Origin of the sequence: Paraburkholderia sp. 40, assembly GCF_050434105.1 — a bacterium.
In the GTDB taxonomy this organism is placed as follows: domain Bacteria; phylum Pseudomonadota; class Gammaproteobacteria; order Burkholderiales; family Burkholderiaceae; genus Paraburkholderia; species Paraburkholderia tuberum.
This window is the reverse complement of sequence record NZ_JBNPVY010000002.1, coordinates 2,923,815-2,935,524: the sequence shown is the minus strand read 5'-3', so window position 1 is coordinate 2,935,524 and position 11,710 is coordinate 2,923,815. Positions and strand designations below refer to the sequence as shown.

Here is an 11,710-nt window from a genome sequence, read left to right as displayed (position 1 = left end):
TTGTTCGACTACTTCGGATTTTCATGAGCGAACTTCGTATCCGCGGACTGCAGAAATCGTTCGACGGTCACCCGGTGCTGCACGGCCTCGATCTCTCGGTCGAGCGCGGCACGCTGCTCGCGCTGCTTGGGCCCTCGGGCAGCGGCAAGACCACACTGCTGCGCCTGTTGTGCGGCTTCGAGCGCGCGGACGGCGGCAGTGTCGAGATCGATGACCGGCGCGTCGTCGGCGACAACCTGCACGTACCGTCGGAGCAACGCCGCATCGGCTACGTGCCGCAGGAAGGCGCGCTGTTTCCGCATCTGTCGGTCGCGGACAACATCGTGTTCGGTCTGCCACGCACGCAACGCCGCGCGCGCCATCGCGTCGCTGAGTTGCTGGAGCTGGTCGGCCTGCCCGCGCATTTTGGCGAGCGCGCGCCGCAGCAACTGTCGGGCGGTCAACAGCAACGTGTCGCGCTCGCCCGTGCGCTCGCACCCACGCCGACGCTGATCATGCTCGACGAGCCGTTCTCCTCGCTCGACGCCGCGCTGCGCGTCGAAACGCGCCTGGCGGTCGCAAGTGCGCTTGCCGCGGCCGGCGCGACTGCCGTGCTGGTCACGCACGATCAGTCCGAGGCGTTGTCGCTCGGGCATGAGGTCGCGGTGCTGTGGAATGGGAGGCTGATCCAGACCGCGACGCCCGAAGTGCTATACCGCCGGCCGGTGACGCGCGAGCTTGCGTCGTTCATTGGCGAGGCGGTGTTGTTGCCGGGCATCGCGCAACATGATCGCGCGAGTTGCGAGCTCGGCGAACTCCCACTGGTCGCGCCCGTCGGCCACGGTGCGGTCGACGTGATGGTGCGTCCCGAGCAGATCCGCCTGCTGCGCGCCGATGAAACCGCGCGCACAGGCGCCGCGCACGACGCGCTCGTCACTGACGTGATCTTCCAGGGGCAGGACGCAAGCGTCGCGCTGCAATTGCAGTCCGCGACGCGGACGATGGTGCGCGCGCGCGTGCCCGGATATCTGTGCCCGCGTCCGGGTGAGCGCGTGCGGCTCGCGGTCGAGGGTGAAGTGACCGCCTATTCGCGCGCCTGAACGGCCAAGGCTGGCACGCTCGGCTACCGCAGCGACAGATCCTGCACCATCTGCTGCGCCAGATAATCGCAGGTCGGCCGATCCGATTTCGCGCTGCGCGCGACCACGATTTCGAGCGGCGCGATTCTCGGCAGGCCTTGCGCATCGCCGAGTATCGCGAGCCGCGGCGGCACACTGCACCGCGTCAGCGCAATCACCGACAAACCGGCATCCACGGTCGCGACGAGCCCCATCAGGCTCGCGCTGCTGAACGCCGCGCGATAACGGATGCGCGCGCCATCCAGCGCAGCCAGCGTGTGCTGACGCGCGACGCAGCCCGGCTCGTACAACCCCACCGGCAACGGCGAGGCCTTCAGCACCGGGGTATCGACAGACGCCCCCACCCACACCATCGGTTCGCTGCGCACGAATTCGCCGCGCATCCTGCGGTCGCGCGTGACGAATGCGAGGTCGATCTTGTTGTCCGCGAGCATTGGCGCGAGTGCCGTGCTCTGCGCGCAGACGATCTCGATCTCGACGCGCGGATACAGCGTCGCGAAACGCCGCAACACCGGCGATAGCAGCGACGACACATAGTCGTCCGGCGCGCCGAGCACCACCCGCCCGGTCACCTCGGGCCGCACGATCGCCGACCACGCCTCCTCCTGCAACGCAAGCGCGCGCCGCGCGTATTCGAGCAGCGTATTGCCGGGCCGCGTCAGCGACAGGTTGCGCGTGTTGCGTGCGAACAGCGTCGTGCCGAGCATCGTTTCGAGCCGCTTGATCTGCATGCTGACCGCCGCCTGCGAGCGATGCACGCTCGCCGCCGCCTTCGTGAAGCTGCCCGCCTCCACGACCGCGACGAAGCTGCGCAACAGATCGACGTCGAATTCAGGGTTCACGATTTATCAACCCGGCTTATGGAATTGCTCAATTTAATTCGTTTGTGAACAGGCCACAAGCGGCGCAATACTCGCAGGCATCATGTTACGGAGTCGTTGCGCATGTCCCTCACCTCACGTCAACAAGGCGCGATCACGCTGGCGAGCGGTGGCCTGCTGATGGGCACGATCGGTGTTTTCGTCGAAGAGGCGCGGCTCGATGCGCTGACGCTCGTGTTCTTCCGCTGCCTGTTCGGCTTTCTCTCGCTCGCCGCCTATTGCGCGTGGAAGGGCTTTTTCACGCGCGCGCAGTTCACGCGCCGCACGGTCGCGCTCGCGCTGATTTCCGGCGTGCTGATGGTCACGCAATGGGTCGGCTTTTTCGATGCGATTCATCGCACCAGCATCGCGGTCGCGACCGTCGTGTTTCATGTGCAGCCGTTCTGGGTCGTGCTGATCGGCGCGGCGCTCTTTAACGAGCGGCTCGGCGCGGACCGGCTCGGCTGGATCGCGACGGCGTTCGTCGGGCTCGTGCTCGCATCGGGCGTGATCGCGGCCGGAAACCTGCAAGGCCACAGCAGCTATCTGATCGGCTTGAGCGAAGCGCTGCTCGGCTCGCTGCTGTATGCGAGCGTCACGCTGATCGCGAAGAGCCTCGGCGAAATGCGCCCGGATCTGCTGACGCTCACGCAATGCGCGGTCGGCGTGATCTGCCTGCCGCTGATCGCGCCGCTCATCGCGCCTTTGACGCTCACGCATATCGGTCCGATGCAGTGGTTCTGGCTGATCGGCATGGGCGTGCTGCACACGGGATTGTCGTATGTGCTGATTTACGGCGCGCTGCCCAAGCTCAGCACGCCAGTGATCGCGGTGCTGTTGTTCGTTTATCCGCTGACCGCGATCGTCGTGGATGCGCTCGTGTATGGCCGTGCGCTATCGCTCTCGCAACTGGCGGGCATGGCGCTGATCGTCGCCGCGAGTCTCGGCGTCAATCTCGGCTGGCCGTTGCTGACGCTGCTCCATCCGGGTGGGCGGGCACGCAGTCACGCGAAGTAAAGCGCGCCGCCCGCCCGGTTCTTACTGCGGCAGCGTTTCGCCCTTCGTCTCCGGCGCGAATGGAATCACGAACAGGCCTAGCACGAACACGAGCGCGGTCAACGCGATCGGCACGCCGAGCGTCTGCATATGCAGCACCGCCGCGCCGAGCAGAAAGTTGACGCCGGCGCCGACGAAGCGTCCAAACGACGTGCAGAACGCAAACGCCGTCGCGCGTACGCGGGTTTCGAACTGCTCGGGCAGCCACAGGCTGAACAACGCGAAGTTGCCGCCGAAAAAGCCCAGCACGAACAGCCACGCGATGAACGGCGCGAGCCCGTTCGGCAGATAGAACGCCCAACCGAAACTCGCCGCGATCGACACCGCCATCCCCGCGAAGTACACCGCGAGCGTCATCTTGCGGCCGATGCGCTCGGCCAGTGGCGGCAGCGCGAGACAGCCGAGGATCGTGCCGATCGACAGCAAGCCGGTCGCGAGCGACGCGGTACGAATCGAATCGCCCTTGGACATGCCGGCGCGCGCCGCCAATTGGATCACCGCGGACGGCTCGTAGACGGCGCCCGCCCACAACCCGATGATCGCGATGGTTAGCAGAATGCACGCGACCCATGTGCGACGCCGGTAAGCCGGCCCCATGATCTCGCGCAACGGCTTCACGCGCACCGTCTTTGCGTCTGCTTTCTGCCACTTCTCCGGCTCCTTCACGCGCAGCAGAATCAGAATCGCGACGACGACCGGTACCGCGCCGGTCAGGAACATCGCGCGCCAGCCGAAATGCACGCCGACCGTGTAATTGAGCGCAGCCGCGAGAAAGAAGCCCGCGTAGTAGCCGGTCTGCAGATAACCGGCGCCCATTTTGCGACGATCCTCCGGCCAGGCCTCGGCAACGTAGGTGCCCGCGAGCGCCCATTCCCCGCCGATCCCGACGCCCGCGATGAAGCGATAAATACCGAGCTGCCACACATTGGTCGAGGTCGCGGCGAGCCCGGTGAAAATCGCGAACGTGAAGATGGTGGCGGCGAGCACCTTGGTGCGGCCGAAGCGATCGGCGAGCGGTCCCCAGATGAACGACAGTCCCCAACCGACCAGAAACAGCGCGAACAGGATCGATCCCGCGAGGCCGACATTCGACGGCGTCGCCGCCAAGCCCGAACGCGGCAACAGCTCGGTCAGCGCGGGCGTGAGCACCAGCGCGTAAATGAACGAGTCCATGCCGTCGAGCGTCCAGCCGGCCCACGCTCCCCAGAACCCTGCGATCTGCGAACGATTGAGCGGTGTGCGCTGACGCGCGACCGCTCGTCGGTCGGTTACTGTATTCATCATGCTCCTCCGGCCTACGATAGTTGAACGTAACGAAGAAAGGGACGGGCGCGCTTGGAGATGGCTCGACGACGTTGATTGATCGGCGATGTCCTCGTACAACTCATTCAGAGGACGGCGCGAGCACCTGCCTGGAATGTGGGTCAAGACTTCCGGGTTTGCCCGCGCTGAAATGCGCGTCTTTTTATATATAATATTTGATACTATGACCGACGCAACTGAAGGTTTTCCCCTGGACGCCGCCATGTCCGGTTCGTTTCTTCCGGCCGCCGCGCCGCGCGAAAGCACCTCGCACATGATTGCTGAGGCGCTGCGCGCGGCGATCGTCGACGGCACGCTCGCGCCCGGCGCCCCGCTGCGCCAGGACGCGATTGCCCGGCATTTCTCGGTCAGTGCGATTCCCGTGCGTGAGGCGCTGCGCCAGCTCGAAAGCGAGGGCTGGGCACGCGCGGCGGTCCATAAAGGCGCGACCGTCGCGCCGCTGTCCGCCAACGAAGCGCGCGAGATCTACGAGATCCGCTCGGCGCTCGAAAGTCTCGCGCTCGGCCTTGCGATTCCGCATCACACCGCCGCGACGCTGCGCGAAGCCAGGGACTTGTGCCGCGCCGCCGAGCGCGAAGAGGATCCGTCGCTATACGTCACGCGCAATGCCGCGTTCCATATGTGTCTCTACGCGCCCGCCGGCCGGCCGCAGCTCGAGGACATGATCGGCTTGCTGCACCGGCGCGGCGAACGCTATCTGCGCCTGAAGTTCGGCTTGCCGTCGTACAAGGGCGAGTCCGACAGTGAGCACGCCGCGCTGCTCGATGCCGTCGAGCGCCGCGATATCGCGACCGCGCAGTCGCTGGTGGTCGCGCATCTGCTCGGCACCGGCGAGCTTCTGCATCGTTTCCTGACCGAGCGCGCGCGCGAAGAAGCGCTTGCGCATCAACCGAAGCCGCGCGGCCGACGCCCGCGCGTCACCACCGGGAGCTGATCGAACCGATGACCGAGCCGATGAACCACCCCGCCGAAGCCGCCGCATCGCGGTCCACTGCCCGCTCGTGGACGACCCGGCGCGACGAAAAGAACCGCCGCCTCGCGGCCATCGCGCCGTGGCTCGAAGACGGCATGCTGCCCACGCATCGCATCGTCGATGCGCTCGAAACGTTGATCCAGCCCGGCGAGCGCGTCGCGCTCGAAGGCGACAACCAGAAGCAGGCCGACTTCCTGTCGCGCTCGCTCGCCACGGTCGATCCTCACAAGCTGCACGACGTGCATCTGCTGATTTCGAGCATCAGTCGTCCTGAGCATCTGACGCTGTTCGAGCGCGGCATCGCGCACAAGGTCGATTTCTCGTTCGCGGGGCCGCAGAGTCTGCGCGTCGCGCAACTGCTCGAAGACGGCCAGCTCGAAATCGGCGCGATCTATACGTATGTCGAGCTGTATGCGCGCATGTTCGTCGACCTGACGCCGCACGTTGCACTGCTATGCGCGGACAAGGCCGACCGTCACGGCAATCTGTACACCGGCCCGAATACCGAGGACACGCCGACGATCGCCGAGGCCGCCGCGTTCCGTCACGGCATCGTGATCGTGCAGGTCAACGAGATCGTCGACGAATTGCCGCGCGTCGACATTCCGGGCTCGTGGGTCGACGTGGTCGTGCAGGCGGACCGGCCGTTCGCGGTCGAGCCGCTGTTCACGCGCGATCCGCGTCATATCGGCGACTTGCAGGTGCTGACCGCGATGATGGTGATACGCGGCATCTACGAGCCGTATGGCGTCACGTCGCTGAATCACGGCATAGGCTTCGATACCGCGGCGATCGAACTGCTGCTGCCCACCTACGGCGAATCGCTCGGTCTCAAGGGCAAGATCTGCCGCAACTGGACACTCAATCCGCACCCGACGATGATCCCCGCGATCGAATCGGGCTGGGTCGACAGCATCCATTGCTTCGGCAGCGAGGTCGGCATGGAGGCGTATATCGAGGCGCGCCCCGATGTGTTCTTCACCGGCAACGACGGCAGCCTGCGCTCGAACCGCGTGCTGTGTCAGTTGGCCGGGCAATACGGCGTCGACCTGTTCATCGGCTCGACGCTGCAGATCGATGCGGACGCGAATTCGTCGACGGTCACGCGCGGACGGCTCGCCGGTTTTGGCGGCGCGCCGAACATGGGCCACGATCCGCGCGGCCGGCGTCATTCGAGCGAGGCGTGGCTGAAGCTGTTGAAGGGCGACGGTGCGGTGTCGCGCGGTCAGAAGCTCGTCGTGCAACTCGCGGAAACGTACAAGAAAGGCGGCGAGCCGACCTTCGTCGATGAACTCGACGCGGTCGCGGTCGGCGCGAAAAACGGCATGCCGATCGCGCCGGTGATGATCTACGGCGACGACGTGAGCCATGTGGTCACCGAGGAAGGCATCGCGCATCTGCACAAGGCCGAAGGCATCGACGAGCGGCGCGCGGCGGTCGCGGCGGTGGCCGGTGTCACGCCGATCGGTCTGCGCGCGAAGCCCGAGAAAACCGCGGAATTGCGCCGGCGCGGCATCGTCGCGTATCCGGAAGATCTCGGCATCCGGCGCGGCGACGCGAAGCGTTCGCTGCTCGCGGCGCGCAGCATCGACGATCTGGTCACGTGGTCGGGCGGACTGTACGCGCCGCCCGCGCGCTTCCGGAGCTGGTGACGATGGCGTCCGCTGCTGTTCTTCCTGAACGGTTGGACGCGCCGCATGCTTCGGTCCTACACGATGCATGTGGCAGGTCGCCGGTCGCGCCGTTTTCCGACGCCCAACTCGCGCGCGACGCGATCATCGCGCTGATCGACGAGGCGGAGCTCACGCCGAAGCCCGCGCTCGTCGATCGGCGCGGCAGCGGCGCGCATCGCGACCTCGATCTCGCGATCATGCGGCGCTCCGCGCACGCGCTCGAACCGACCTTCGCGGCACTGGCGCGCACGGCGCGCCGCCGCGGCGAACCCTCGGCGCTGCTGCGCGCCGAGCTCGCGCAGATCGGCCGCGCGGGCGAACAGGAGATGATGCAGGCGACGGGAGGGAGCAATGCGCATCGCGGGGCGATCTGGATCATCGGCTTGCTTGTTGCGGGCGTCGCGCTCGAAACGGCTTCGAGATCCTCCATGCGTGCGCACAGACCTGGCGATCCCAACCGTGTCGATACCTCGCGCGTCTGCACGCTGGCCGCGCAGATCGCCTGCTTCCCGGATCGCTTCGCCGCTTCGTCCGATAGCCACGGCGAACGCGCGCGTCGACGCTATCAGGTCGGCGGCGCGCGACGCGAAGCGCAGGACGGCTTTCCGCACGCGCTCGACGTCGGTCTGCCGGCATTGCACGCGGCCCGCGCACGCGGTCTCGACGAAAACGCCGCGCGTATCGATGCGCTGCTCGCGATCATGAGCACGCTCGACGATACCTGCCTGCTGCATCGCGCGGGACTCGCCGGCTTGCATGCGGGGCAGCGCGGCGCGCGGCGCGTGCTCGACGCGGGCGGCAGTTCGACAGCCGCGGGCCGCGTCGCGCTCGACGCGCTCGAACGCGAACTGCTGTCGCTGAACGCATCGCCGGGCGGCGCGGCCGATCTGCTCGCCGCCACCCTCTTTCTCGACATGCTGGCGCATCGCGACGCCAGCCGGAGCTGAGCCTCATGGAACATCTGACCTTCGACTATCCGGCGCAACGCGCCGTCACGACCCGCGCGCACGTCGGCGTGGTCGGCTCGGGCGATCTGGAAGTGCTGCTGTCGCCTGCCGCCGCCGATCCAGGCGGTTCGGCGCTCGCCGCGCACGTGGTGGTGCGCACCAGCGTCGACGGCTATAGCCACATCTGGAAGAGCGTGTTCGACCGCTTCTTCACGCGCTACGACGGCGCCGCACACATCGAGATCAACGACTTCGGCGCGACGCCGGGCGTGGTCGCGTTGCGGCTCGCCGAAGCGGTCGAAGCGGCCGAGGAAGGAGACAGCGTATGAGCACGAGCGCCAGCGTACGTAGCGCACCGCTGCTGCGCGAAAGCTTCATCGAACTGCCCGCGCGCGAGCGCGCCCGCTCGCTGCTCGACGCGGGCAGCTTCCGCGAACTGCTCGGACCATTCGATCGCATCGGGTCGCCGTGGCTGCCCTTGCAGGGCATCGTCTGCCAGGCCGACGACGGCTGCGTGATCGCGCGCGGCACGATCGACGGCGAACCGGCCGTAGTCGCCGCGATCGAATCGGCGTTCCAGGGCGGCAGCATCGGCGAAGTGTCGGGCAGCAAGATCGCCGCGGCGCTCGAGATGGCGCTGCGCGACTGCGAGCGTGGCAAGCGCGTGCGCCCGGTCGTGCTGTTCGAGACTGGCGGCGTGCGGTTGCAGGAAGCGAACCTTGGGCTTGCGGTCATCGCCGAGATTCAGGCGGCGATCGTCGCGCTGCGCCGGCGCGTGCCGGTGGTCGGCGTGATCGCGGGCATGGTCGGCTGCTTTGGCGGCATGTCGCTCGCGGCCGCGCTGTGCTCGTATCTGATCGTGACGAAGCAGGGACGGCTCGGCATGAACGGACCTGAAGTGATCGAGCAGGAAGCCGGTATCGAAGAACTCGATGCGAGCGATCGCCGCCGCGTATGGCAACTGATCGGCGGCGAGCAGCGCGTCGCGAGCGCGCTCGCCGACACGCTCGTCGACGACGATGCCGAGGCCGTGCGCGCCGCCGTACGCGCCGCGTTCGCGCAAGGCGTGCCGGCCACGCATCGCAGCGAGCAGGTCGACATGTTCTTGCAGAGGCTCGCGCGGATCGATCCGGCGAGCGTCACGCCCGAGACGCTGCGTGATGTGTACAACCCGCAAGGGCGCGATGCGTCGAACAGGGAGCTGGCATGAACGACACGACACTCACGCGCGGCGCGCGCTGGTTCAATGCACTTGCTGGTGAACCGTCGAGCGCGGCGCCCGTCTGGAGCGGCGATGCGCCGCTCGGCGGCGACACCGCGCGCTTCATCACGGTCGTGCCCGATCCCGCGAACCGTTTTCCGCGCGCGACCACCAACGTAGTCGGGCTCGAACAAGGCTGGCAACTCGCGCGCGCGGTGCGTGAAGCAATCGAAGCGGATAAAAGCGCTAGCACGCGCCGCCCGATCGTCGCGATCGTCGACGTGAAGAGCCAGGCGTACGGCTATCGCGAGGAAATGCTCGGCATCCACCTCGCCTGCGCGGCCGCCGTCGACGCCTATGCGAGCGCGCGCGACGCCGGCCATCCGGTGATCGCGCTGATCGTCGGTCCGGCGATGTCCGGCGCGTTCCTCGCGCACGGCTATCAGGCGAACCGCATCGTCGCGCTCGACGCGCCCGGCACGATGGTCCACGCGATGGGCAAGGAAGCGGCCGCGCGCGTCACGCGCCGCACGGTCGAAGAACTCGACGAACTCGGCGACACGATCGTGCCGATGTCGTATTCGATGGCGTCGTTCGCGAAGTTGGGGTTGCTCGATCAGTTGATCGAAGGCATAGACGCGGACGCGCCCGACGCGGCACAGATCGAGCGCGTGCGCACGGTGCTGGTCGAGCAGATTCGCAGCGCGCGCGAGGGGGATCGTACGCTCGCGCGTCGGCTGGAATCGGCGGCGGCGCGGCAGACTCGCGCGGCGTCGATCGAGGTGCGGCGGCGTCTTGCCGAACAATGGGATGCCGTGTGATGCGCGTGTGTGCGGCTGCGCCCTTCTCCACCGTGCACGCCACGTCGTGCGACGCGCGGTGGCGGCCGCATGATCTGCTGCGCTTGCGGCGGCTGGACTCGCCCGATGACGAACCAGCGTGGGTTCGCGACGCGTTCGAACGCGCGCCGTATGCGGTCGTTCGACGCGCGCTCGCCGCTGATGGTTTCGTCGCGATCGGCGTACGCGGTGCGAAGCGAGCGCAACGCTACGGCACATGGGTGCATGCGGACGATATCGTCGGTGCCGTGCCGCCGGAATCGCTCGCGCAGACGCAAGCCGATGCCGGACGTGATGCATTGCCCTCGTTCGTTGCATTGCTTTCGTTGCAACGTGATTCGGGCGGTCCGCTTGGTGGATTCGCTTGGGGACCTATTGGCAGCACCGGCTTTGAACTGGCGACGCACGTGCCGACTGTCAACGAAACGAGCGACCTCGATCTGTTGATCCGCGTGCCGCAACCGCTGGCGCTGAATGTCGCGAGTGCTTTGCTGGAGCAACTGCAAACGCTCGCGGCGCATATCGGTATCCGCATCGATGCGCAACTCGAAACGCCCGCGGGTGGCGTGGCGCTCGCGGAATGGGCCGCGGGCAAGGCGCGCGTGCTTGCCCGCGATGCGACCGGCCCCCGCTTGATCGCCGATCCGTGGGCGGCGGTTGCTCACAATGGCATTGCCTGATGCTCGCGCTTCTGTTCCCCGGCCAGGGTGCGCAGAGCGAAGGCTTTCTGCATCAACTGCCGCAGCATCGCGCGGTACAGGACACGCTCGCTGAAGCCTCCGACACACTTGGCATCGACGTGCTGACGCTCGACTCATCCGACGCTTTCGATTCGACGGTCGCGGTGCAACTGGGCTTGACCGTCGCGGGCGTCGCGATCATGCGCGCGCTCGCCGATGAAGGATTGGCGGCGGAGATCAGCGCGGGACTGTCGATCGGCGCGTATGCGGCGGCGGTCAGTTGTGGCGCGGTGGCGTTCCGCGACGCGCTGAAGATGGTGCAGCGACGCGCCGAGCTGATGGAAACCGCTTATCCGGCGGGCTATGGTCTCGCGGCCGTCTCCGGCTTGAGCGAGCAGCAGGCGGAAACGCTCGTTGCACAGCAGGCCGCGGAGCAACGGCAACGCGTGTATATCGGCAACGTCAATGCACCGCGCCAGATCGTGATGGCCGGCGCGGACGATGCGCTCGACGGGTTCATCGAACGCGCGCTCGCGGCCGGCGCGCGCAAGGCCACGCGGCTCGCGGTCAGCGTGCCCTCGCATTGCGAATTGCTCGCGCGTGCGAGCGACGAACTGCTGGCGTACTCGCGCACGTTGCATTTTGAAAGACCGCGCGGTGTTTATATCGGCAATCGCGGTGGACGCCCGTTATATACGGCCGATGCGATTCGCGAGGATCTTGCGACCAATATGCGCTACACCGTGCGCTGGTTCGATGCGCTGACCGTGATGCAGGAAATGGGCGCGCAGGTGCTGGTCGAGGCGCCGCCGGGGCAGGTGTTGACAGATATCGTGAGGGAGAATTTTTCTGCGGTCAGTGCGCTGGCTGCGAGTACATTGCCGTTTGACAGGTTGGTGGGGACGGTACGCAGGCGGTTGGAGCGTGGCTGACGGGGTGTGCTTTGCGGTGTACTAATGCGGCTGGGCCAGGGGCGTCTGGGAGCTTCGGCCAGACGCCGCTCGCAAGCCGGCGTCGGTGAATGGTAATCCGTGGCTGCG

The 11,710-nt window shown here is 66.9% G+C and carries 12 protein-coding genes; 10 read left to right on the top strand and 2 right to left on the bottom strand.

What is annotated here, in order from left to right; all coding sequences use genetic code 11:
- The first annotated feature begins 23 nt into the window (after nucleotides 1–23).
- On the top strand, nucleotides 24–1,079 hold the full coding sequence (locus OKW28_RS14940) for an ABC transporter ATP-binding protein (protein WP_429446644.1): 1,056 nt from the start codon (nucleotides 24–26) through the stop codon (nucleotides 1,077–1,079).
- Nucleotides 1,080–1,102: 23 nt separating this feature from the next.
- Here OKW28_RS14940 and OKW28_RS14935 read toward each other — a convergent pair whose 3' ends face one another.
- Nucleotides 1,103–1,960 (bottom strand): LysR family transcriptional regulator, encoded by an 858-nt coding sequence (locus OKW28_RS14935; RefSeq protein WP_429446642.1) that lies wholly within the window; start codon nucleotides 1,958–1,960, stop codon nucleotides 1,103–1,105.
- 102 nt (nucleotides 1,961–2,062) lie between these two features.
- Here OKW28_RS14935 and OKW28_RS14930 point away from each other — a divergent pair, with 102 nt between their 5' ends.
- A complete protein-coding gene (locus OKW28_RS14930) occupies nucleotides 2,063–2,995 on the top strand; it encodes a DMT family transporter (RefSeq protein ID WP_429446640.1) in 933 nt (310 codons plus the stop codon).
- A gap of 21 nt (nucleotides 2,996–3,016) precedes the next feature.
- On the opposite strand, the gene OKW28_RS14925 is transcribed toward OKW28_RS14930, so the two are convergent.
- A complete protein-coding gene (locus OKW28_RS14925) occupies nucleotides 3,017–4,315 on the bottom strand; it encodes an MFS transporter (protein ID WP_429446985.1) in 1,299 nt (432 codons plus the stop codon).
- Nucleotides 4,316–4,520: 205 nt separating this feature from the next.
- Here OKW28_RS14925 and OKW28_RS14920 point away from each other — a divergent pair, with 205 nt between their 5' ends.
- The 8 genes from OKW28_RS14920 to mdcH are packed head-to-tail and all read left to right on the top strand — an operon-like array spanning nucleotide 4,521 to nucleotide 11,602.
- Complete coding sequence (locus OKW28_RS14920; protein WP_429446639.1) at nucleotides 4,521–5,291, top strand: GntR family transcriptional regulator; 771 nt, start codon at nucleotides 4,521–4,523, stop codon at nucleotides 5,289–5,291.
- Nucleotides 5,292–5,311: 20 nt separating this feature from the next.
- Nucleotides 5,312–6,982: a malonate decarboxylase subunit alpha gene (gene mdcA / locus OKW28_RS14915; RefSeq protein ID WP_429446983.1), complete on the top strand. Its 1,671-nt coding sequence runs from the start codon at nucleotides 5,312–5,314 to the stop codon at nucleotides 6,980–6,982.
- 2 nt (nucleotides 6,983–6,984) lie between these two features.
- Nucleotides 6,985–7,950: a triphosphoribosyl-dephospho-CoA synthase gene (locus OKW28_RS14910; RefSeq protein WP_429446637.1), complete on the top strand. Its 966-nt coding sequence runs from the start codon at nucleotides 6,985–6,987 to the stop codon at nucleotides 7,948–7,950.
- Nucleotides 7,951–7,955: 5 nt separating this feature from the next.
- Nucleotides 7,956–8,279 carry a malonate decarboxylase subunit delta gene (locus tag OKW28_RS14905; protein WP_429446635.1) on the top strand — a complete coding sequence of 108 codons (324 nt, stop codon included), beginning with the start codon at nucleotides 7,956–7,958 and terminating at the stop codon, nucleotides 8,277–8,279.
- Nucleotides 8,276–9,160, top strand: a complete 885-nt coding sequence (locus tag OKW28_RS14900; protein WP_429446633.1) for a biotin-independent malonate decarboxylase subunit beta — start codon at nucleotides 8,276–8,278, stop codon at nucleotides 9,158–9,160. The genes OKW28_RS14905 and OKW28_RS14900 overlap by 4 nt, the downstream gene beginning before the upstream one ends.
- Nucleotides 9,157–9,972, top strand: a complete 816-nt coding sequence (gene mdcE, locus OKW28_RS14895; RefSeq protein WP_429446631.1) for a biotin-independent malonate decarboxylase subunit gamma — start codon at nucleotides 9,157–9,159, stop codon at nucleotides 9,970–9,972. The genes OKW28_RS14900 and mdcE overlap by 4 nt, the downstream gene beginning before the upstream one ends.
- Nucleotides 9,972–10,670 carry a malonate decarboxylase holo-ACP synthase gene (locus OKW28_RS14890; protein ID WP_429446629.1) on the top strand — a complete coding sequence of 233 codons (699 nt, stop codon included), beginning with the start codon at nucleotides 9,972–9,974 and terminating at the stop codon, nucleotides 10,668–10,670. The genes mdcE and OKW28_RS14890 overlap by 1 nt, the downstream gene beginning before the upstream one ends.
- Complete coding sequence (gene mdcH / locus OKW28_RS14885) at nucleotides 10,670–11,602, top strand: malonate decarboxylase subunit epsilon (protein WP_429446627.1); 933 nt, start codon at nucleotides 10,670–10,672, stop codon at nucleotides 11,600–11,602. The genes OKW28_RS14890 and mdcH overlap by 1 nt, the downstream gene beginning before the upstream one ends.
- The last annotated feature ends 108 nt before the right edge of the window (nucleotides 11,603–11,710 follow it).

Excerpts from the sequence above, each read along its gene's own strand:
- OKW28_RS14925 (WP_429446985.1), bottom strand. The coding sequence starts at position 4,315 with ATGAATACAGTAACCGACCGACGAGCGGTCGCGCGTCAGCGCACACCG.
- OKW28_RS14905 (WP_429446635.1), top strand. The coding sequence starts at position 7,956 with ATGGAACATCTGACCTTCGACTATCCGGCGCAACGCGCCGTCACGACC.
- mdcH (WP_429446627.1), top strand. The coding sequence starts at position 10,670 with ATGCTCGCGCTTCTGTTCCCCGGCCAGGGTGCGCAGAGCGAAGGCTTT.
- OKW28_RS14890 (WP_429446629.1), top strand. The coding sequence starts at position 9,972 with ATGCGCGTGTGTGCGGCTGCGCCCTTCTCCACCGTGCACGCCACGTCG.
- OKW28_RS14900 (WP_429446633.1), top strand. The coding sequence starts at position 8,276 with ATGAGCACGAGCGCCAGCGTACGTAGCGCACCGCTGCTGCGCGAAAGC.
- OKW28_RS14940 (WP_429446644.1), top strand. The coding sequence starts at position 24 with ATGAGCGAACTTCGTATCCGCGGACTGCAGAAATCGTTCGACGGTCAC.
- mdcA (WP_429446983.1), top strand. The coding sequence starts at position 5,312 with ATGAACCACCCCGCCGAAGCCGCCGCATCGCGGTCCACTGCCCGCTCG.
- OKW28_RS14930 (WP_429446640.1), top strand. The coding sequence starts at position 2,063 with ATGTCCCTCACCTCACGTCAACAAGGCGCGATCACGCTGGCGAGCGGT.
- OKW28_RS14920 (WP_429446639.1), top strand. The coding sequence starts at position 4,521 with ATGACCGACGCAACTGAAGGTTTTCCCCTGGACGCCGCCATGTCCGGT.
- OKW28_RS14910 (WP_429446637.1), top strand. The coding sequence starts at position 6,985 with ATGGCGTCCGCTGCTGTTCTTCCTGAACGGTTGGACGCGCCGCATGCT.
- mdcE (WP_429446631.1), top strand. The coding sequence starts at position 9,157 with ATGAACGACACGACACTCACGCGCGGCGCGCGCTGGTTCAATGCACTT.